General features: G+C 46.3%; 21 protein-coding genes and 2 pseudogenes. 2 read left to right on the top strand and 21 right to left on the bottom strand.

Annotation, left to right across the window (positions count from 1 at the left end):
- Nucleotides 1–2: 2 nt before the first annotated feature.
- The 15 genes and pseudogenes from prmA to gpr form a co-directional block, all read right to left on the bottom strand.
- The gene (prmA, locus tag ACTWJ7_RS12355) at nt 3–968 is read right to left on the bottom strand and encodes a 50S ribosomal protein L11 methyltransferase (RefSeq protein WP_301878040.1); all 966 of its coding nucleotides are present in this window, start codon (nt 966–968) and stop codon (nt 3–5) included.
- A gap of 163 nt (nt 969–1131) precedes the next feature.
- Nucleotides 1132–1524 carry a hypothetical protein gene (locus ACTWJ7_RS12350; RefSeq protein ID WP_301878041.1) on the bottom strand — a complete coding sequence of 131 codons (393 nt, stop codon included), beginning with the start codon at nt 1522–1524 and terminating at the stop codon, nt 1132–1134.
- Entirely contained in the window at nt 1517–1696 is a 180-nt protein-coding gene (locus ACTWJ7_RS12345) for a YfhD family protein (RefSeq protein ID WP_079349667.1), read from the bottom strand. The genes ACTWJ7_RS12350 and ACTWJ7_RS12345 overlap by 8 nt, the downstream gene beginning before the upstream one ends.
- A 270-nt stretch (nt 1697–1966) precedes the next feature.
- A complete protein-coding gene (locus ACTWJ7_RS12340; protein ID WP_063567301.1) occupies nt 1967–2335 on the bottom strand; it encodes a hypothetical protein in 369 nt (122 codons plus the stop codon).
- A gap of 149 nt (nt 2336–2484) precedes the next feature.
- A pseudogene (dnaJ, locus tag ACTWJ7_RS12335) lies at nt 2485–3605 on the bottom strand (molecular chaperone DnaJ).
- A 129-nt stretch (nt 3606–3734) separates the two neighbouring features.
- Complete coding sequence (gene dnaK, locus ACTWJ7_RS12330) at nt 3735–5579, bottom strand: molecular chaperone DnaK (protein WP_079349668.1); 1845 nt, start codon at nt 5577–5579, stop codon at nt 3735–3737.
- 156 nt (nt 5580–5735) lie between these two features.
- Complete coding sequence (grpE, locus tag ACTWJ7_RS12325) at nt 5736–6305, bottom strand: nucleotide exchange factor GrpE (protein WP_301878043.1); 570 nt, start codon at nt 6303–6305, stop codon at nt 5736–5738.
- Nucleotides 6306–6344: 39 nt separating this feature from the next.
- The gene (gene hrcA, locus ACTWJ7_RS12320) at nt 6345–7376 is read right to left on the bottom strand and encodes a heat-inducible transcriptional repressor HrcA (RefSeq protein WP_062328691.1); all 1032 of its coding nucleotides are present in this window, start codon (nt 7374–7376) and stop codon (nt 6345–6347) included.
- 254 nt (nt 7377–7630) lie between these two features.
- Nucleotides 7631–8100: pseudogene (locus ACTWJ7_RS12315) on the bottom strand (N-acetyltransferase).
- A 116-nt stretch (nt 8101–8216) separates the two neighbouring features.
- Nucleotides 8217–9401: a radical SAM family heme chaperone HemW gene (gene hemW / locus ACTWJ7_RS12310; protein WP_024628499.1), complete on the bottom strand. Its 1185-nt coding sequence runs from the start codon at nt 9399–9401 to the stop codon at nt 8217–8219.
- Between the two features lie 180 nt (nt 9402–9581).
- Nucleotides 9582–11396 carry a translation elongation factor 4 gene (gene lepA / locus ACTWJ7_RS12305; protein WP_301878044.1) on the bottom strand — a complete coding sequence of 605 codons (1815 nt, stop codon included), beginning with the start codon at nt 11394–11396 and terminating at the stop codon, nt 9582–9584.
- Nucleotides 11397–11542: 146 nt separating this feature from the next.
- Entirely contained in the window at nt 11543–11902 is a 360-nt protein-coding gene (locus tag ACTWJ7_RS12300; protein ID WP_024628501.1) for a hypothetical protein, read from the bottom strand.
- A 45-nt stretch (nt 11903–11947) separates the two neighbouring features.
- Nucleotides 11948–12880 carry a stage II sporulation protein P gene (locus tag ACTWJ7_RS12295; RefSeq protein ID WP_443145496.1) on the bottom strand — a complete coding sequence of 311 codons (933 nt, stop codon included), beginning with the start codon at nt 12878–12880 and terminating at the stop codon, nt 11948–11950.
- Between the two features lie 20 nt (nt 12881–12900).
- A complete protein-coding gene (locus ACTWJ7_RS12290) occupies nt 12901–13110 on the bottom strand; it encodes a hypothetical protein (RefSeq protein ID WP_443145495.1) in 210 nt (69 codons plus the stop codon).
- A 289-nt stretch (nt 13111–13399) separates the two neighbouring features.
- Nucleotides 13400–14401 (bottom strand): GPR endopeptidase, encoded by a 1002-nt coding sequence (gene gpr, locus ACTWJ7_RS12285; RefSeq protein WP_079349674.1) that lies wholly within the window; start codon nt 14399–14401, stop codon nt 13400–13402.
- A 175-nt stretch (nt 14402–14576) separates the two neighbouring features.
- Here gpr and rpsT point away from each other — a divergent pair, with 175 nt between their 5' ends.
- Nucleotides 14577–14849, top strand: coding sequence for a 30S ribosomal protein S20 (gene rpsT / locus ACTWJ7_RS12280; RefSeq protein WP_024628504.1), 273 nt, complete (start codon nt 14577–14579; stop codon nt 14847–14849).
- Between the two features lie 165 nt (nt 14850–15014).
- Here rpsT and holA read toward each other — a convergent pair whose 3' ends face one another.
- From holA to ACTWJ7_RS12265, 3 genes are all read right to left on the bottom strand, one after another.
- Entirely contained in the window at nt 15015–16031 is a 1017-nt protein-coding gene (gene holA, locus ACTWJ7_RS12275) for a DNA polymerase III subunit delta (protein WP_301878046.1), read from the bottom strand.
- Between the two features lie 258 nt (nt 16032–16289).
- Entirely contained in the window at nt 16290–17540 is a 1251-nt protein-coding gene (locus ACTWJ7_RS12270) for an anti-sigma factor family protein (protein ID WP_301878047.1), read from the bottom strand.
- Nucleotides 17537–18085: an RNA polymerase sigma factor gene (locus tag ACTWJ7_RS12265; RefSeq protein WP_024628507.1), complete on the bottom strand. Its 549-nt coding sequence runs from the start codon at nt 18083–18085 to the stop codon at nt 17537–17539. Before ACTWJ7_RS12265 ends, ACTWJ7_RS12270 begins: the two co-directional genes overlap by 4 nt.
- 350 nt (nt 18086–18435) lie before the next feature.
- Here ACTWJ7_RS12265 and ACTWJ7_RS12260 point away from each other — a divergent pair, with 350 nt between their 5' ends.
- The gene (locus tag ACTWJ7_RS12260; protein WP_024628508.1) at nt 18436–18738 is read left to right on the top strand and encodes a hypothetical protein; all 303 of its coding nucleotides are present in this window, start codon (nt 18436–18438) and stop codon (nt 18736–18738) included.
- A 614-nt stretch (nt 18739–19352) separates the two neighbouring features.
- Here the strand turns inward: ACTWJ7_RS12260 and ACTWJ7_RS12255 are convergent.
- The 3 genes from ACTWJ7_RS12255 to ACTWJ7_RS12245 are packed head-to-tail and all read right to left on the bottom strand — an operon-like array spanning nt 19353 to nt 20385.
- Complete coding sequence (locus tag ACTWJ7_RS12255) at nt 19353–19598, bottom strand: ComEC/Rec2 family competence protein (RefSeq protein ID WP_443145494.1); 246 nt, start codon at nt 19596–19598, stop codon at nt 19353–19355.
- The gene (locus ACTWJ7_RS12250; RefSeq protein WP_443145493.1) at nt 19592–19765 is read right to left on the bottom strand and encodes a hypothetical protein; all 174 of its coding nucleotides are present in this window, start codon (nt 19763–19765) and stop codon (nt 19592–19594) included. The genes ACTWJ7_RS12255 and ACTWJ7_RS12250 overlap by 7 nt, the downstream gene beginning before the upstream one ends.
- Entirely contained in the window at nt 19729–20385 is a 657-nt protein-coding gene (locus ACTWJ7_RS12245) for a ComEC/Rec2 family competence protein (protein ID WP_443146370.1), read from the bottom strand. Before ACTWJ7_RS12245 ends, ACTWJ7_RS12250 begins: the two co-directional genes overlap by 37 nt.
- Nucleotides 20386–20518: the final 133 nt, after the last annotated feature.

Genomic DNA, 20518 nt, shown 5'->3' with positions numbered 1-20518 from the left:
GGTTACCTCTTTCTGGCCACAAACGCGATCCAGTCCTCATCGCGGTGCACCGAACTGATTTCGAAGCCGGAAGCAACGAGCGCATCATGGACAATCTGTTCTTTATTTTTCCAGATGCCTGAAGTAATATAAACGCCGCCTGACTCAAGTGCATTGTAGACATCATCCACAAACATCATAATAACCTCGGCCAAAATATTGGCAACGATAACTTTCACCGGAAGCTTCACGCCCAGCGCAGGGTCCTGACTACCCAGAACCGACAGTAGATCACTTTCTTTAACGGTAATTTGTTGTTCCAACCCATTCAGTTCCACATTTTCCTTGGCACTGATTACGGCAACAGGATCGAGGTCCAGCGCCAATACATGTTTTGCACCAAGGTGGATCGCTCCGATGGCCAAAATGCCAGAGCCTGTGCCTACGTCAATGACTTCCTCACCACCCTGAATGACCGATTCCAGTGTGCGCAGACATAGCGAAGTGGTTGGATGCGTTCCCGTACCAAATGCCATGCCTGGATCAAGCTCAATTATTTTCTCATTCGGGCTTTCCGGTGTATACTCTTCCCATGTTGGTTTAATGGTCAGACGTTCCGAGACACGTACCGGTTTGAAGTATTGTTTCCAGGCATTCGCCCAGTCATTTTCATCCACTGTTCGAGTCTCAAAACGTACCTCACCCGTTTGGATATCGAATTCGGAAAGCTGTTCAATTCGTGGACTTACTTCCAGTTGCAATGCCTCCATGTCCGTACCTTCGGAGAAATATCCTTTAATGACGGCAAAGCCTTCAGGAATATCATTCAAAGGAAACTCGTACAACTCGCCATACGTCGTATCCCGTTTTTTATTTAAAGTACCGGACTCTTCAATCGAGACCCCTCCAGCACCCGCTTCATGTAAAAAATTCGAAATCATCTCCACAGCTTCTTCTGTGGTATGTATTGTTAGTTCATGCCATAACATACTTCGTTTTTCCTCCTCATTTTTCAAACATCCCCACCATTGTACTACACAAGCGAGCAGGAGTACAAAACCGCAGCAGTAAAAGAAACAACAAAAACAGGATACCCGCAGCCTTCACTGCTCGAATACCCTGTTTTAATTCTGACATGACTTGATTAACTTGTTAATAAAAGCGTCCACCGTTCTGCATAATCATCTCTGCAGCTTGCGGGAGAGAGTCACTGGATACGGATACGGTCAGCAAGATTTCTTGCTTGGACCTGCCTTCAGAGCCAGCTTCCGTATCGTCATACACCTGTCCACCCGACAACAACTCGGTCTCATCGCTAATGAGCGAAAGTACATTCAGCTCACCACTGAATCCCCCAATCACAGCCATGGTCGAGTTATCGTTGCCCTCAGGCGCTCCTGAATTCATTGAAGACGACGAGCCATTCAGACTCTCGATACTCAGTTGGTTCGGGTGCAGCAATTCCAGCGCTCTGCGTGCAGATTCAGCCTCGGACCAGCTCGTAAATACCGCTTCGATAATTACTACAGAGCGATCTTCAGTCATGAATCTCCCGACCCTGACGACGATCGGCTGCTTCACTGCGGCGCAAAGCCTCTACATCTTCATGATCCGCAGCTTCCGCACTGAATTCTACATCCTCATTTTTGGCGGACTGCATTCGTTTCATCTTTTCCGTTTTCGTCAAAATCTTGCCTGGACGTTCATGTTCTGCCATCGTTATGCTCCTCCTTCAAATTAGGTATCTATATAAAATGAACTAATACTTGTTACACTGTACCACTCCGATTGTAGTACCATCCTCCGATCGCTGTTATCCCCAGATTTCTTCATCTCCCTTCTTAAAGGGAGAAATCCGGTGATAGCATATGCTTCCGAAGTAGCTTTCTTACGAAAGCTTTCAGGCGAACGCTTCGCTTCTTCAGATTGGTTCTACACCCTCCGTTAAAGTGTAATTCTCTGTCCATCTTATATAGATTTGGTGAAACTAAATCATACCGCCGGCTTGTTCGATAATGGATAGGGCGCGGTGATGTACGGCCTCATCTACGACGACGGTCAGCAATACATCTCTGCCTGTCGGACCCTCTTGTCCGCCATCGCTCATACCACTCGCAGAAGGATCTGCTGCAGCCATAATTCCCGCGCTGGCATTCGTGCCTAGAGCACCTGGTACCCAGGAAGAAAAACTGCCTGATACACCTGGCGTATAGGATGCTCCACTTGGCCCAACGCCCGCATAACGACTGAATCGATTGATGGACAGGTCTTCCACTCGTAATGCCTCCAGTTTTTTGGCCGCCCCTTCCGCCTGCTCCGGGCTATGAAAATAAGCCAAAATATTTTTCTCGGTCATCTGGTTCACCTGCTTCCCTAGATTCGGCACACAGCAAACCACTGAATGCTCATGTCTGGTATCTTTCCGCAACCGGGCCTATATTATGCAAAAAAGGACACCTTGCGGAAAAAACCGCTGTGGTGTCCTTTTATATTAATGATTAAGACTCAGTCTCCACGGAAGGCCCGTTTCACCCGGTCAAAGAAGGATTGCTCATGCTCATGAGTTTGTTCTCCATCCAGCGCAGCGATTTGGCGTAGCAGATCTTTCTGCTCGTCATTCAGCTTGCTAGGCGTAACTACAACGACTTTCACATGCTGATCCCCTTGTCCCATGCCGCGCAAGCGTGGTACGCCTTTGCCTTTGAGACGGAAATACGTTCCCGTTTGTGTACCGGCAGGTACTTTCAGCTTCACTTTCTCGGACAGCGTTGGAATTTCAATCTCATCTCCCAGTGCTGCCTGAGCAAAGGTGAGTGGAATTTCGCAATAGATATCATCGCCTTCACGCTCGAAGAAGTCATGTGATTTCACACGGATGACAATATACAGATCTCCTGCTGGTCCACCGCGCAGACCACCTTCTCCTTCACCAGTCATACGCAATTGAGCGCCGTCATCTACACCCGCTGGAATGCGAACATGAATTTTGCGTTGTTTGCGTACTTTACCGCTGCCGCTGCACGTTGTACATTTTTCCTTAATAATTTGTCCGGAACCGTTACAGTTCGAACAAGCGCGACGGTTGACCATACGGCCAAACGGTGTATTTTGGACTACTTCCTGTTGACCGCTACCTTGGCAGACGGAACAGGTTTCCGGTTTGGTGCCTGGTTTTGCACCTGAACCATGACAAGTATCACAGCCTTCGGTGCGTGGAATGGTAATATCGGTTTCCTTACCGAATACCGCTTCCTTGAACTCAATCGTCATGGTGTATTGCAGATCGTTCCCCGTTGCGGAGCATTCGGATCACGTCGTCCACCGCCGCCGCCAAAGAACATATCGAAGATGTCGCCAAAGCCGCCGCCGCCAAAATCGCCACCGCCGCCGAAGCCGCCCTGATTCGGATCAATATGACCGTATTGGTCATACTGTGCCCGTTTCTGGCCGTCACTGACTACATCATAAGCTTCTTTAACTTCCTTAAACTTGGCTTCCGCGTCAGCAGCCTTGTTTACGTCAGGGTGATACTGACGGGCAAGCTTGCGGTATGCCTTTTTGATATCCTCGTCGCTGGCATTTTTGCTGACGCCGAGTACCTCATAATAATCACGTTTTTCAGCCACTCTTCCACCCCCATATCATTCACCATATCGCACATCGTGACAAAAGGAAAGCCAAAGCACGGGAGCCCCGGCTATGACTTTCCCCTCGATCCGAACGTCACCGATGATTAATTCACCAAAAAACGTGAATTAGTTTTGTTTTTTATCTTCATCCACAACTTCGTAATCAGCGTCTACGACGTTGTCACGTTTTGCAGAACCTTGTTGCTCTTCAGCGCCTTGAGCTGCTTGCTCTTGAGCTTGTGCTTGCTCATACAGTTTTACGGACAGTTGTTGAACGATCTCTGTCAGTTCTTCTGTAGCAGCTTTGATGTCTTCCAGATTGTCGGAAGCCAGAACGCCTTGCAGTTTTTCTTTTGCAGCATTCGCTTTTTCAACTTCACCAGCATCTGCTTTTTCGCCAAGATCTTTGATCGTTTTGTCAACAGAGTAGATCAGTTGATCTGCGCTGTTTTTCGCTTCAACGAGTTCTTTGCGTTTTTTGTCTTCTTCTGCATGCAACTCAGCATCTTTCATCATTTGTTCAACTTCAGCATCGCTCAGACCGCTGGAAGAAGTGATGGTGATTTTTTGAGTTTTGTTTGTACCTTTGTCTGTTGCAGATACGTTAACGATACCATTGGCATCAATATCGAAGCTAACTTCGATTTGCGGAACGCCACGTGGAGCTGGTGGAATGTCTCCCAGCATGAAGCGACCGAGGGATTTGTTACCCGCTGCCATTTCGCGCTCCCCTTGCAGAACGTGAATCTCAACGCTCGGTTGGTTGTCTGCGTAAGTGGAGAACACTTGGGATTTGCTTGTAGGGATCGTTGTGTTACGCTCGATCATCTTAGTGAATACGCCACCCGCAGTTTCAATACCCAGGGACAATGGAGTTACGTCAAGCAATACAACGTCTTTCACGTCACCTGTCAGTACGCCCGCTTGTACAGCAGCACCCAAAGCTACAACTTCATCCGGGTTAACGCCTTTATGAGGCTCTTTACCTGTCAGTTTTTTGATTGCTTCCTGTACTGCAGGAATACGTGTGGAGCCACCAACCAATACGATTTTGTCGATATCATTAGCTGTCATTCCAGCATCGCTCAGTGCACGACGAGTTGGTTCAAGCGTACGCTCAACCAGACCAGCAGAGATTTCTTCGAATTTCGCACGGCTCAGGTTCAACTCCAAATGTTGAGGAACGCCATCAGCTACCGTGATGAACGGCAGGGAAATCGTTGTAGTCAATACGCCGGAAAGTTCTTTTTTCGCTTTTTCCGCTGCATCTTTCAAACGTTGAACCGCTGCTTTATCTTTGCTCAAGTCAATGCCTTGATCTTTTTTGAATTCACTTACGAGATAATCAATGATTACTTGGTCAAAGTCATCGCCACCCAGTTGGTTATCACCGCTGGTCGCTTTAACTTCGAAGAAGCCGTCACCCAGTTCAAGGATGGATACGTCGAACGTACCGCCACCCAAGTCATATACGAGAATCGTTTGGTCTTCGGATTTCTCCATACCGTATGCCAAAGCTGCTGCTGTTGGCTCGTTGACGATACGCAGAACTTCCAGACCTGCGATTTTACCTGCATCTTTGGTTGCTTGACGCTGGCTGTCATTGAAGTAAGCTGGTACCGTGATAACCGCTTGAGTTACGGTTTGACCCAGATATGCTTCAGCATCGGATTTCAGTTTTTGCAGGATGATTGCAGAGATCTCTTGTGGAGAGTAATCTTTGCTATCGATTGTTTCTTTGTGGGATGTACCCATATGACGTTTGATCGAGATAATTGTACGATCCGGATTTGTGATTGCTTGACGTTTAGCCGTTTCACCGACAACGCGTTCTCCATCTTTTTTGAAACCCACTACGGATGGGGTTGTACGTGCGCCTTCCGGATTTGGAATAACGACAGCCTCGCCGCCTTCCATAACCGCTACGCATGAGTTTGTTGTTCCTAAGTCAATACCGATTACTTTGCTCATCGGAAAATTTCCTCCCTCGACAATTTAAATGGATCAGATTGATCCTTATTTGTATTTGTTGTTCCTAATCGTGCTCTATGTGTGTACTGACCTTTATATTAAACTTCGGTGGCATCGTACAATCAAGAGTGAACTCAATTCATTCTGTAACAGAAATTATGAGCTAACTTTAACCATAGCCGGACGAAGTACTTTATCCTTCAGCATATAGCCTTTTTGGACTTCCTCAACAACGGTACCTTCTTCATACTCGTCGCTCTCCACGGACATGATTGCTTGGTGGAATTCGGGATTAAACGGTTGTCCTACCGTATCCATTGACGTCAGACCTTCATTGCTCAGTACTGTCTCCAGCTGACGGAAGATCATTTCGATGCCTTTGGAGAAGGACTCGACTTCAGTACCTTCCGGTACAGTAGCCATGGCACGCTCGAAGTTATCAATGACCGGCACCAGTTCGGTAACCAGCTTCATCGAAGCGTATTTCGCCAGTTCTTCTTTTTCCTTTTGTGTACGACGACGGAAGTTATCAAAATCAGCTTGCGCACGAACAAAACGTTGTTGTTGTTCCTCAGCTTCCGCCTTCAAATGTGCGATCTCATCTTGCTCCTGATCTGTCATCTCTTCCGCCTGTGCTTCTGCAGCTCCGGCTTCGTTGACAGGCTCCTGCTCAGCTGCTGTAGTTGCTTCCTGTTCTTCTGCTGCGAATGATTGCTCCTCTTTCAAGATGTTCACCTCCTTATAAGAATGAAATGATTCATTCCCTTATTTGAAGCGATGTGTTAGCATTGCCGTCAAATCACGGGATAATGTATTTAAAATATGAATGACACGTGCGTAATCCATTCGCGTAGGTCCCAATATTCCGATGGAGCCCAAAGCCTCTCCATCCAATGAATAGGATGCCGTTATCAGGCTGCAATTGGCGAAGGCTTCATGATCATTCTCGGTGCCTATTCGCACCTGAATACCAGATCCACCCTGCACGGGCATCATCAATTTCATGAGTGTTGGTGTTTCATCTAGCAAGTCCAGAATATCTTTTACTTTTTCGATATCCTTAAACTCTGGCTGGGTCAACATATTGGTGGCACCGCTAAGGAACAGACGATTGTCATGCTCGTTGTCAAAGGCGCTGTTCAGCACCTGCATGACTTCCTCATAACGTGTAATATGCCGTTCCATCTCTTGCCCAAGCTCGGTGTAGAGACGAGACTTTAATTTGTAAATCGGCACGCCGACCAGCTTGCTGTTTAATAAACGAACTACATTTTCCATCTCCGCTACCGAAATTTCGGGTGGAATCTGAACGGTCTTGTTCTCCACCTGACCCGTGTTCGTTACGATTATGGCCACAGCCTCGCTTTCATTAAGCGGAAGCAGTTGAAAATGACGAAGTGACGTGTGAAAAACTTCCGGTCCGAGCAGGATCGAAGTATAGTTCGTCATATGAGACAAAATGACCGAGGCATGCTGAATCACTTGTTCCATCACGTTCAGCTTTTCCGCAAAGAATGACTTTAGATCGTCCAGCTCTTGCGGCTCCACCTGATTCCACGGAACCAAATGATCGACATAATATCGATAGCCTTTGTGCGAAGGAATGCGTCCAGCAGAGGTATGCGGTTGTTCCAGAAACCCCATATCTTCAAGGTCCGCCATTTCATTACGGATCGTCGCCGGACTGTATCCAACATCTCCCCTTTTGGAAATGCTCCGGGACCCTACGGGCTCAGCTGAACGGATATAGTCATCCACTATAGCGTTCAGAATCATTCGTTGACGCTCTGTTAACATGGTGAGTATTCCCTCCTTCTGACTGCACTGTCCCATGTCGTTAGCACTCCAGCTAGATGAGTGCTAAGCGGTAATACAAAAATACCAAAATGACGTGAACATTGTCAAGTCAGTTTGATGAGTACGCTCATCTATTTATAGTATAGACCAATGTCTCCAAGACATAACCACTTTACTGTACATCTCATGAATTAAAAAGAACCGCAGGTGAGATAGAGTGTTACTCGGCTCAATCCATACGGTTCATTCGTTTATCAGGCTGAAATGTTCAACTCTTTCAATACGGCAATCTCATCACAGCAATCCTGTTTGCTGCAATGAACACAGTCCGTCCATACTTTTTCCGGGAAAATCTCCTTATCCACCACGGCAAAACCGTTTTTGAGAAAAAAGATACTTCATATGTCAACGCCATGACCTTGGGAATCTGTTGTTTCTCCGCTTCCTCTACCAGCCGATCCAGCAGCAGTGAACCAATACCCATGCCTTTGTGACCTTCGGAGATGCCGAGCGATCTGACTTCAACCAGATCATTGCCCAAACGGCAGAGAGATCCACAGCCCACAACCTCACCATTCACTTCAGCCACGACAAAGTGATCCAGCTGCCGTTGCAGTACTTCCCGTGAACGCGGAAGCATGATCCCACGCTCTGCATAGCCCTTAATCATTTCAAATAATGGTTCAACATCTTCCGGTACGGCTTTTCTGCATATGGCCGACATCCAGCTCTCCTCCTATAGAAGCTTTCCAGAGGAAAGCCGACTTCGTAGTTGTATAAATTACACGCTCTGTAAAATCAATATGAATAAATATACAACAGAGCGTATAGAATTTCAAGCTACGAATTCAGCGATATGGACCCGATAAACTCAGCAAAAACATCATTTCCGAACAGGATGCCCTGTTCACTAAGCCGGAAGCCGTCTGGCGTCTTCTCCAGCAGTCCTGCATTCAACATTTTGCCCAAAGGCTTAGCAAACACTTCCTCCATAGGCTCGCCGAACTGATCGCTAAACCGTGAGGAGGAAGCACCCTCCAGCATTCTCAACCCAACCATCAGGTAATCTTCCATGGCCTCGGCACGGCTGATTTCAAAATGATCGAGACGCGGCAGGCCTCCTTTGGAAGCTTCAACATACGGGTTTATACCTTTTATATTCATATGGCGTTCGCGGCCTACATATCCATGTGCACCTGCACCCAGACCGTAATAGTCTTCATTGCGCCAGTACGTGATATTGTGACGGCTCTCGAAGCCGGGTTTGGCAAAGTTACTGATCTCGTATTGTCCGTAACCTGCTTCTTTCATACGCTTCATTAATAGAAGATACATTTGCAACTCGTCATCTTCATGAGGAAGCGGCAGCTGGTTCTTCTGATATAACGTATGGAAAAGAGTATTCTCCTCCACCTTCAGGCTGTATATGGAGTAATGCGGCAGATCCAGTTCCAGCGCTTTGTCGATACTTTCGTTCAGCATCTCGACAGTCTGGTTTGGCAAACCAAACATCAGGTCAATGGACAAGTTATGCAATCCAGCTGCTCGGGCATTTTCCAAACTGCGGTATACATCATCTGTATTATGAATCCGGCCAATGCCTGTCAGCAGGTCATTTTGAAAAGCCTGTACCCCAAAGCTGACGCGGTTCACTCCGCCTTCTTTCATAACTGCGAGCTTCTCTGCATCGGTCGTGCCCGGGTTAGCTTCCATTGAAAACTCGATATCGTCTGCCCAGTTCGGGAAATAGGTTTTAACGGACTTCAGGAATACGGCCATTTCGTCCGGTTTTAGTGCAGTCGGCGTGCCGCCGCCTACAAATATGGTTTTGATTTCTCCCGGCGGATTCGCTTTAACTGTATGTTCCATCTCCCGTTCCAGCGCTTCAAGATACTGCATAACAGGCTGGTCCTTCAATACATAGGAGTTAAAATCGCAGTAGAAACATTTATTTGTGCAAAAGGGAATGTGAAGATACACCGCTTGGGGTGCACCTGTCTTCCGGCTGTGTGCTGCCAATGTCATGGCAAGTCCCCCTCTATTTGAAAAAGGAAAGCCATCCGGCTTCCCTTTCAGCTTGGTTTATTGGTTATTCTGTAATCTAATTTGAATACACACATTCTGTATTGTACCCGCGTTTGTAACCAAACGTCTTACAATTCAATTTTGATACACACATTCTGTGTTGTACCCAAAATTGAATTATTAATCATCAATTTTCAGCACCGCCATGAACGCTTCCTGCGGCACCTCTACGTTACCGACCTGCTTCATCCGCTTCTTACCTTCCTTCTGCTTCTCAAGCAGTTTCCGTTTCCGCGAGATGTCACCGCCATAACACTTGGCAAGTACGTTTTTGCGCATTGCTTTTACCGTTTCACGAGCTACAACCTTGGTACCTACAGATGCCTGGATCGGCACCTCGAACATCTGCCGTGGAATCAGCTCGCGCAGCTTCTCACAGACAATGCGTCCGCGGTTATAGGCACGGTCACGGTGAACGATGAAGGACAGAGCATCAACCTGTTCGCCATTAAGTACAATATCCATTTTCGCCAGATTGGACTGACGGTAACCGGACAGTTCATAATCCAGGGATGCATATCCTTTGGTACCGGATTTCAACTGGTCGAAGAAGTCATATACAATCTCGGACAACGGAATCTCATAGGTAATGGTAACCCGCGTGGTGTCCAGATATTCCATATTCACATATTCACCGCGTTTATTCTGACACAGCTCCATAATAGTACCTACATAATCATTCGGTACGATAATATCTGCCTTGACGTATGGTTCCTCGACGTAATCAATCCGTCCCACCTCAGGATAGTTGGATGGGTTGTCGATTCTCATCACTTCACCATTCGTTAAGGTTACATGATAGATTACACTTGGTGCAGTTGTGATCAACGGAATGTTAAACTCCCGCTCGATCCGCTCCTGGATAACGTCCATGTGAAGCAGTCCAAGAAATCCACAACGGAATCCAAAACCGAGTGCACTGGATGTTTCCGGTTCAAAGCTCAGAGACGCATCGTTCAACTGCAATTTCTCAAGTGCTTCACGCAGGTCAACATAGTCCGATGTTTCAATCGGATAGAGACCGCAGTATACCATTGGATTAATTTTGCGGTAGCCCGCCAGCGGTTCAAGCGTTGGATTTTTGGCGTCTGTTACCGTATCCCCGACTTGTGTATCGCCTACATGCCGGATACCTGCAACGATAAATCCAACGTCCCCGACGTTCAGCTCGTCCACGATGGTCATGCGAGGTTTGAACGCTCCAACTTCAATCACTTCAAACGATTTACCTGTTGCCATCATTTTGATTTTGGAACCCGATTTGATCATGCCATCGATCACACGCACATAGACGATTACACCTTTGTAAGGGTCATAGTGCGAGTCAAAAATCAGCGCTTTCAAAGGCTCGTCAGGATCACCTTGAGGTGCCGGTACACTCTGTACAACTTGCTCCAGAATCTCTTTAATTCCGATTCCTGCTTTGGCCGAAGCCAGAACTGCATTGCTTGTATCCAAGCCAATGACATCTTCCACTTCCTGTTTCACCCGTTCAGGATCAGCACTTGGAAGGTCAATTTTGTTGATAACCGGTAAAATTTCAAGGTTGTTATCCAATGCCAGATACACGTTGGCAAGTGTTTGGGCTTCAATTCCCTGAGCCGCATCCACAACCAGCAGAGCACCTTCACATGCAGCAAGACTACGTGAGACTTCATACGTGAAGTCTACGTGTCCCGGTGTATCAATCAGATTCAATAAATACTCTTCACCGTCATCTGCTTTGTAAGTCAGTGCTACTGCTTGTAGCTTGATCGTTATTCCACGTTCGCGTTCAAGGTCCATCTTATCCAGAACTTGTTCCTGCATTTCACGTGAAGTGAGCGCACCTGTGTACTCCAAGATCCGGTCCGCAAGTGTTGATTTGCCGTGATCTATATGTGCAATAATAGAAAAGTTACGAATTTTACGTTGTCTTGCCCGAATGTCAGTCATTCCTTACCCCCAGAAACAGCCTAGTGTCAATCACTTCATTATAACAGTTGATGCAGGGTGCATCAATCCCGCGTTGTCTCAACTTTATAATATGCGTCATATTCGCAAGCTCCCAAGGGTTTATTTTGCCTGTATTTCAACGTCTTTTATTCAGCGACTCCGCTAAATAAGGATACAACCCACTTCATTCCGTTATGAGACAGATTTTGAAGAAGTCCTGCCGTTTTGTCGGCAAGCACGTCCACGGGTGCTTTACTCTGTTCTGCGCCAAGCACCTGACTCGGTGTCGGAACAGGTACAGCTGGAGGTTCTTTGACCTCCTGTTGTACAGGCTCGGTCGGAACAGATTCGGCAGACGGTGACACCGGCTGAGTTTTCACAACTGCAGGGTTGCCGGCCGAATCATCGCCTCTATTAAAGTTGCTGCCTGCCAGCTGCATTCCAAACAGAACACCCAGCAACATTAATACACAGATGGAAAACAATCTTTTACCGAATCTGGACACATTCCTCGCCTCCTGTTATATCTTTGATTCTTCTATTTAAGAATACTAGCCGCCTTGAGATGTTTTTTCCGCACTCGCTTTGTCCACCTTCTGATCATCCCAGTACACCTCTGCAATCATGTCGGCGAGCACTTTGGATGTCCGCTCCAGTTCAGCAGCTGTATTGTCGATGCCGCCAATCTCAATCAATATGCTGTTGGGTGAAAGCGTCTGGTTGTACTCGCCATTGTTGGCTCCGCCACCGTCCTTACCCCACACGCCGCGAGATACCCCTGGATATTTGGCTTCCAGCTTTTTATGGATTTTCGCTGCAAAGGCTTCATTCTGCTGCCAGTTTGGATTTTCATGTCCAATAATAAAATATACTTTGGCATAGCCCAGATTATTAATGGTCGTCGTTGTTTTGTTATGACGCTGTGAGTCACGGTGAATGTCGATGAGGTACGTAAGATCGTCATTTTGAGCAAGTGCAGCTTTCACGGTCTGTCGGGAGTATTTATAGGAATAATTCCAGTTATAATCCTTAACCTTGGTCGGGTAATCTTCCTGCGCGTGTTCCACGCCAATGCCCAGCTTCTCCAGACTGTCGGACAAGTAGGTTCCCACTTGAAAAACATTGCCCGTAGATTTACCAGAGGAAGGATTGTCACTTTTCGTGCCCAAAAGTGGGTTGTATCCTTCACGTGGGTGGGAATGATAGACAAGGACCGCTTTTTTCCCTGTCGTTGGTGTACTAGGTTCATTCTTCCCGCCACTCTGCGGTGGTGGATCTCCCTTGACTTCGCCATCCCCCGGTTCCTGGGGATTGGATGGATCGGTATTATCCTGACCCGGCGGAACATGCTGCTCGCCACCTGACTTTCCACCGCCTGCGGAGGCGGTATCAATGAGTCCCGGACCCGGCTGATAATCTTCTGGGGCTTCAGCCTTGGCGTTACCTGACCCTGGTCGAAGCAGTACAGGTTGATTGGAACCCATGCCTGGCATTTCCCTAGCAATCAGGCTTTTGGGATCCTGGGGTTCACATTCGTTAGCAGTTGAAATACAAACGAAGTGAGATTTTCACCAGAAAATGCAGAAGCTTGTTCCTTTTGAGTTAGATGCGGCATCTCCATGCCGAGCATGTCCACAAAAAAGCTGCTTGATACAGCTCCCGCAAATCCTTTCATAGAAGAGACTGGCGAGTTATTCAAACGCTTCTCTGCCATACCTCCCAGACCGAGGACTACAAAAAACAAAGCCGATATAATCATAAGCAACAACAACGTACGGCCCATGGCCAGCACGTGCAAACATCTTTTTTCCATTTACCAATATTCCATGCCAATATTTTGTTCATTGCTTCTGTCTCCTTCCCTGCTGGACAACGCTTATACTTCAACTCTATGAGCCTGCCAGATTTGATAGAACAGGAAAAAGAAGATTGCACAAAAAGAAAGTCCGATAGATTCGGACCTTCTTCTCAGGAGCCTCAAACATTTAACTTACAAATTTCAATTAATGAGTGTAGGCAGCTACATTCTCAGCATTTACCGCATCATGGAGAGCTGCGTTCAGACCTGTTGCAATAATATTGGCAATATCTTCGACAAATTCGTCGATTTCCTTGGGGGTTACAATCAGATCATGACCCAGCGGCTCCAATACTTCTTTTACTAAACTGAGGCGGTCATTTTCACCGATATCGTCCAGCATGCCCATGATCTGTTTCGTCTGATCGGTCTCTTGTCTAAAATGAGTACGCATCATTTCAATGACGTTATTCACGATAGTGGACGCATAACATACGGTAGGCACACCGATGGCGATGCAGGGAACACCCAATATTTCACGTGTCAATCCACGTCGCTTGTTGCCAATGCCCGAGCCAGGATGGATGCCGATGTCTGCGACCTGAATCGTTGTATTGACACGTTCCAGGGAGCGTGAGGCCAGTGCATCAATCGCAATAATTGCATCCGGCTTCGTCCGGTCCACAATCGCTTGCACGATGTCACTGGATTCAATACCTGTTGTGCCCAATACGCCCGGCGCAATAGCACTGACTTCACGATAACCGGGTGCAACCTGATCCGGTACCAGTTCAAAATACTGGCGCGTAACCATTAAATTCTCCACAACCAGCGGACCCAGTGAATCGGGTGTGACGTTCAGGTTGCCCAAACCGACAATCAGCACCTTGGAGGTCTTGTTGATGCCTGCCTTTGCCAAAAAATCTTCCATCTCTCGCGTAAATTCTGCAGCCACCCGTTCCTGAAGATCGGTATCCCCATTACGAAGCGAAGGGACCTCCAATGTGACGTAGTGCCCCTTCACACGTCCAATGGCTGTAGCAGCTGCTTCATCCAGCACGTCAATACGCGTGATAGTGATACCATCTTTCTTTTCCACATCTTCCCGTAGCCCGGGAATCGTCTGCTTCTGCCCACCCTGCGCCATTTCCTTGGAGTCAATCGCCAAGTCGGTGCGAACTGCATAATTTTGCAAATCCAGTGTCATCTGTCCCTGCCTCCCTTACCGCATTTGAGCATATTGTGTGGGAAAATGGTGTGCTTTATGCAGCACTATCGAACATCATAGGAAAATCTGTTGCAATTTGCATGCCAGCATGCTAGAATATTTTAAGTTGTGAAACGTTTGTATTCATGCAAATGCCTTACAGGAGGTGAATGTAATGCCAAACATCAAATCCGCTGTTAAACGCGTAAAAACGAGCGACAAGCGCCGCGCACTCAACGCTTCCCAGAAATCTGCACTCCGTACAGCTGTTAAAGCTGCTGATGCTGCTCTGGTAAGTAACGAAGTTGATACTGCAAAAGCTGCGATTCAAGCTGCTTCCAAAAAGCTGGACAAGGCTGTAACTAAAGGTCTGGTTCATAAAAATGCTGCAGCCCGCAAAAAGTCTCGCTTGGCGAAAAAACTGAACGCTCTTTCCGCACAAGCGTAAGAAGCGTTACTTATACGATCTAATGGAAAAATCCTGAACAGCAAGAGCTTTCAGGATTTTTTAGTATCTGATTCTATAAGCTTCCCACATACAGAGCGGCCTCTATTCGGATGATCATACGATCAACGGAATAGAGGCCGCTTTGTCTTACCGTTATATCTATGTTTATGCACCAAGCCTTAACAAGAACAACTCCAATCCCAACACTTTATCCACTGCCCCTGTCTTCATCTGATAATCCAGTTCACTGAGATGACTCAAAATCAGCCTTAAACGTTCCGCCTGAAATTTACGTGCCTGCTCGCCGGCGATCTTCACAGCGTACGGATGCAGACCAAGCTGGCTGGCAATCTGCTGTTGAGAGTAACTCTGCTGACCTAACTCTTTCACCTGGATCATGATTCGGAATTGACGGGCGATCAACGCTGCAATTTTGATTGGTTCTTCACGCTGCTTCAGAAGCTCATAAAAAAGGCCCAAAGCCTTCTCCAGCCTCAAGTTAGCAAGCTCTTCCACCATTGCGAATACATTCTGCTCCGTACTTCGTGCCACCAGTGATTCGATATCTGCGCGTTTGATCGTGCCTCCGTTACCAGCGAACAAACACAACTTGTCCACTTCCGCAGATAACGTCTGCAGGCCTGTTCCTGCATAACTCACAAGCGTTTCAGCCGCTCCAGCTTCAAAAGAAACATCCCGTTGCTTCGCCAGCTTTATAATCCAACTCAGCAGCTCCTCACCGCTCAGCGGAGCAAATGCAAGGACAACCGCTTGTTTCTTGGCTGCCTTCACCAGTTTTTTACGTTCATCCAGCTTATCCCCTTGTGCCAGGAAAACTATAGTACTATAATCTGCCGGATTGTCCATATATGTAAGCAGTCTGTCAACCTGGTGATCAATTTTAGAATCCTTGCCCGCTGTAAACAAATTGGCATCGCGAACAATGATAAGTTTACGTGGAACAAGAAAAGGAACCGTCTCCGCTTCTTCAATGACCACCTCCACAGCTGTTTCGGAGAGATCATATGGAATGATTGCAAAATCACGGTGTTCTTCTTCAATAACCTGTTCTTTTAACATATCCGTAAATTGCTGTATCTGGTATTTCTCCGTTCCGTACAGCACATATACCGGAGCCGTTTCCCCACTACGTATTGCCTTTGTCGCACTCTTTACATCCATCACGGTGCCCCCTTATCCTCTTATCCTACCAGAAAACGTGACAGACAACAAAGGGACCTTACATCCGCTTAACGGATGAAGGCCCCCTGTCCTACATCTATATAAACGCTAACACCAACAATTCTAGAAAAGGCTGGTATAGCGGTCATACGACGTCAGTTGTTGTAACTGAGATAGGACGTTGTTGTTACTCCCAGTATATTCTCAATGCAACAGAAATGTTCGGCAAGTCTGGAGTCCAAATGTGTGATTTACCGCCTATTTGGCAGAAGTTCCACTCGAAGCAGTGGAAACATTAAATGATTTCTTCACTGTTGTCCCATCTTTATCCGTCTCATAATTGAATACGGTACTATCCGTGGACCAACTCGCAGATTTTAGCGTACCACCCACATTTCGCTGCTCGACCAAATTAAGCACATCCGGGTCATTGGCAGATTTAGAGTAGATGCTGATCTGATCGTCGAGCAGCATGACCAGATAGGAGCCATCTGGTGACTTCCATTCTTTTGGAGTTGTATTGGAAAGGGCACCCGAATCTGTGGCAGCGAATCCTTTGTTGCCTCCCGCTGCATCCATGCCCGTCTCGGAATCAGGAGTCGTCGTACTCTCCGTTGGCTCTTCTACCTTAATGTCGGGCATATCCTGAGAAGTGAATGATTGTGCGTCCCCAGTTTCAGGCTCCGTTGCTCCGTTTCCATCAGTGCCTGCTGGTGGTGCGGTAGCAGTTCCTGTATCCTCATTTTTTTGCTGATTTACACTTTTCGTACTATCAGCAGAATCGGAACTGGAAGGAGTGCCCTTCGTATCAGTACTCTTGTTCGTTTCGGACCCGGAAGCTGGCTGTTTAGGCGTTGGATTTTCCTTTATTACAGGTTCCTGTGCCTTCTCGGAGCCATCTTCCTCAGGAGCAGTCTCTTGAAGTTTTTTATCTTCAACAAATGGCTGGTTAAAATCTTCAATTAATGAACTGCTATCACTCGATGCAGCGGATGGTTCATCGTTGTTAATCTCTCTGCTCACTGGATTTTGATCGGTATTTCCGCCTTCTTGATTACTTCCAGTGCTCATCATCACTTCGGCATTCTCTATCTTCTCTGGCTGATATCCAAAGATTGCTATACCGAGAACAACAGCTGCTGCTGCTGCACCCAAGGACATCCGACCAGCCATGGAATTCAACCATTTTTGCTTCGGTTTCCGCTCACTTGAACGCTGTAAATTCTCAAATGCAGCAGGGACAGGACTCATTTCCTGTATAGTACTGCTTTGTTCTCTTTTCGCTTCGTCGATTGCATCCAATTGCGGCATAATGGCGTCAACCAGACTGAATCTCGGGGTTACCTGCGGCAAATCTTCCAGTTCTCTGGAGAGAGCTCTGAGCAAACTAAAATTTTCGGCGCACTCCGCGCATTGGGCTACATGCTGTAGCATCTGCGCGGTTTCGGCCTCGCCCAGATCATGATCCAGATACCGGTGCATCCATTCCACCACCTCTTCGCATTTCATCCTGTCACACCACCTTTCTGATACTCCTGTAGTAGATTCTGTAATTGTTGTCTGGCTCTAAATAAATAAGATTTAACCGTATTCAACGGAAGATCGAGGCAATCCGCAATTTCGTTATAGGATAAGTCCTGCAAATATCTTAGAACAATAACGGTACGGTGATGCTCAGGTAGCTTATTAATAGCATCCTGTATATCCTTTGCCACATACGTGGACATCACTTCGAATTCCACGTCCTGATTGTCCTGAAAAACCATATCATGCTCGTCAATGGAGACGGAAGGCTTGGTTCTTCTGAATTTATCAATACAGATATTCGTGACGATGCGCTGTACCCATGTCTTAAACTGGGCCTTTTCCTCATATGAGTTAATCTTGGTGTAAATTCGGATCAACGCTTCCTGAGCAGCATCCAAAGCGTCCTGTTCATTATTTAGAATGTAATATGCGGTCCGATAAACATGCTGTTCAATGTCCCGCAATAGGGTAATTAGAGCGTCGCGATCGCCCGATTGAGCGGCTCTGATGAGTTCCGGCTCTACCACAAAGGATCCCCCTCTCCCTGCAACCTTACAGACGTGACCATCAATAAAATTGTTGCAAAGTTAAGTATATTTTTATATTGCCATAACAAAATAACGGCTTATGTATTGGGGCCGCTGAAATCTTCTCTTAGAATAACAGAAATTGCATAACGAGTCATCAAGCCAGCTCAAAAGTCATTCCAGTACTTACACGACTCAATTTAATCACAATGGCATACATTATAGCTAACAACACTTATAGCATTGAAAATAAAAAAGTTCAAATTTTGTACAAATTTAAGCTCATTTTAATGTAATTTTCATGAAAACAGTGTATTGTAAATTTACATTCATAACACGAGGTGATGAGCATGCCAGCTCTTGCAAAAATTCAAGCGTTAAAAGAACAAATGCCCAAAGAATATCAAAGCATATCCCATTTTGTGGAACATGCATTGCAGTCTATTGATACTCTGGTTGAGGAACATCGGAAGTACACCGCTGCACAAGCATTATACGGCGACAAAATCGTCGGAACGGAAGAACGCTTGTACAGAGAAACCGTGCTTGATGTACGAGCACAGCTCTTGCTGACGCTTGAGAAAACGGTGGAAGATCTGTTGCACAAAGGCGACAAACATTGGAGCAAACATTTCAAAGATGGCGTTGAATAATTCTTACATTATTCCCAAATGTTTAAAAAATGGCCCTCTTTCCGGTATTCTCCCCGAGGAGTATAACGGATAGCGGGCTTTTGTTATATTATTCTACGTGCAAATGTGATTACCAACTTGTTATTGAAACTGTAATACCATAACTTACATTAAATTAACAAAGCGAATACAATTCAATTCAAATAATAATATAAAATAGAAAATATATACACTTAGTGGTAAATCCTGTCCTTGGATACAACAACCAAAGTTGAAGAGAGTTAGTCCTGTAACACACTTTAAATAGAAATGTGGCAGATTAAATGAAATTAAAAATCTTTTTAAAATACTTTTTAGGATTATTTGTTCTCTATAATTTGTTAATAATTGTATTTAATATTGGGATACAGCATAAAACATGGAATGAAATCGATTATATACTAAACATATTCAGTGTTACGATAATTAGCTTAACAGTAGGCATTTTGAAGGCAAGAAAATAATTCAATTAGTCAGCTCCCCTAAGGGATTATTAGCGTTCCAACCATTCGTTGTAGATCTTCCTCTACTATAAGAAGTAAGAAAAGGTAACTCATTACTTAAGATGAATTATCTATCTAGTCATAAAGGTAACGTCATCCACCCTCTAGTTTATAGCGCACATCAATCTCCCCATCTTTAATCCTCATCTGAATCTCCCCCATCTGGTCTGTACGATAGATGTCTGTACCCGAATCCACAAGACGTTCAAGCACTCCAGAATTGGGATGTCCATATGTATTGTTGGCTCCTACAGATATCACGGAAGCCGATGCATTCCAGTACTGTAACCAAGCTTCGGTAGAAGAAGTTTTGCTCCCGTGATGTGCAACTTTTAACACATCAATGGTGACCGGAGCATCCTCATGATTCTCCCCGCCTGACGTGTAAACATCTCCTGAACAGAAACATCTGCTAATGCAGCATTTGCACCCTGCTGTCCAAATGAGGCTGCGAGCGATCCATCCTGAATCATATAGAGCAGATCCTGCTCGGCTGCAGCATCCATATCTCCTGTGAACAATAGGTAGGCGCCTGCCATGTCCAGCATAAAGACAACCGAGTCATGATTCTGATGTTCCGAAACGGGCAATCTTTCTCCTGTATCCATCGTTTTCTCCAGATCCGGATATATAAAATGTAATCTGGTCTCTTCATCCGGCGCGTAGGACATCCCTTGGCGAATGGCATATAACGGAATCTTCTTCTCGATAACTGTATCCAGCAATTTCTCAAAATTGGCTGTACCGCTGGTTGTCCCATTGAACATGAATCGTTCCACCGGAATTTGTTCGAGCACCGCCTGTAATCCCCGGCATGATCCTGATCAGCATGGGTTACGATTACGGCGTCCAGCCGATGAATGCCCCGTTTTTTCAATAAAGGAACTACCACCTTGACCCCTACTTCATATGGATCACGCCGTGTCTTCCAGGATTGTTCGGACTTTCCAAACTGGACCGTGCCCCCGCCATCGACCAAAATATGTTTACCTCCGGGAGTTGTAATTAGTGTGCTGTCGCCTTGTCCAATATCCAAAAATTGCACCACTCCCGCACCCGCAGGCTGGGGCGTCTGGTATGCCCACCATAGTCCCGCTACAAAGCTAATGGCCAACAGGGCACACATCCATTTGTGGAAGAAGTTCATCCGTTCACCAGAGTAAAAACCCGCTCCACGCGCAGCAAATGCACTGCTATATTCCGGCCACGCAATGCTTGCACTTAATGTGGTCATTGAACCATGATTAGCTTCACGTCCA

This window comes from Paenibacillus sp. 1A_MP2 (genome assembly GCF_052244825.1).
GTDB lineage: Bacteria > Bacillota > Bacilli > Paenibacillales > Paenibacillaceae > Paenibacillus > Paenibacillus vandeheii.
Note: the sequence above shows the minus strand (reverse complement) of the source record. Positions and strands in the feature narration are given on the sequence as shown.

Bases quoted from the DNA above. Each gene is read 5' to 3' on its own strand.
- prmA (WP_301878040.1), bottom strand. From the start codon at position 968: ATGTTATGGCATGAACTAACAATACATACCACAGAAGAAGCTGTGGAG.
- ACTWJ7_RS12350 (WP_301878041.1), bottom strand. From the start codon at position 1,524: ATGACTGAAGATCGCTCTGTAGTAATTATCGAAGCGGTATTTACGAGC.
- ACTWJ7_RS12345 (WP_079349667.1), bottom strand. From the start codon at position 1,696: ATGGCAGAACATGAACGTCCAGGCAAGATTTTGACGAAAACGGAAAAG.
- ACTWJ7_RS12340 (WP_063567301.1), bottom strand. From the start codon at position 2,335: ATGACCGAGAAAAATATTTTGGCTTATTTTCATAGCCCGGAGCAGGCG.
- dnaK (WP_079349668.1), bottom strand. From the start codon at position 5,579: ATGAGCAAAGTAATCGGTATTGACTTAGGAACAACAAACTCATGCGTA.
- hrcA (WP_062328691.1), bottom strand. From the start codon at position 7,376: ATGTTAACAGAGCGTCAACGAATGATTCTGAACGCTATAGTGGATGAC.
- hemW (WP_024628499.1), bottom strand. From the start codon at position 9,401: ATGACATTGGCAGCACACAGCCGGAAGACAGGTGCACCCCAAGCGGTG.
- lepA (WP_301878044.1), bottom strand. From the start codon at position 11,396: ATGACTGACATTCGGGCAAGACAACGTAAAATTCGTAACTTTTCTATT.
- ACTWJ7_RS12295 (WP_443145496.1), bottom strand. From the start codon at position 12,880: ATGGGTTCCAATCAACCTGTACTGCTTCGACCAGGGTCAGGTAACGCC.
- ACTWJ7_RS12290 (WP_443145495.1), bottom strand. From the start codon at position 13,110: ATGGCAGAGAAGCGTTTGAATAACTCGCCAGTCTCTTCTATGAAAGGA.
- gpr (WP_079349674.1), bottom strand. From the start codon at position 14,401: ATGACACTGGATTTGCAAAATTATGCAGTTCGCACCGACTTGGCGATT.
- rpsT (WP_024628504.1), top strand. From the start codon at position 14,577: ATGCCAAACATCAAATCCGCTGTTAAACGCGTAAAAACGAGCGACAAG.
- holA (WP_301878046.1), bottom strand. From the start codon at position 16,031: ATGGATGTAAAGAGTGCGACAAAGGCAATACGTAGTGGGGAAACGGCT.
- ACTWJ7_RS12270 (WP_301878047.1), bottom strand. From the start codon at position 17,540: ATGAAATGCGAAGAGGTGGTGGAATGGATGCACCGGTATCTGGATCAT.
- ACTWJ7_RS12260 (WP_024628508.1), top strand. From the start codon at position 18,436: ATGCCAGCTCTTGCAAAAATTCAAGCGTTAAAAGAACAAATGCCCAAA.
- ACTWJ7_RS12250 (WP_443145493.1), bottom strand. From the start codon at position 19,765: ATGGATGCTGCAGCCGAGCAGGATCTGCTCTATATGATTCAGGATGGA.
- ACTWJ7_RS12245 (WP_443146370.1), bottom strand. From the start codon at position 20,385: ATGTGTGCCCTGTTGGCCATTAGCTTTGTAGCGGGACTATGGTGGGCA.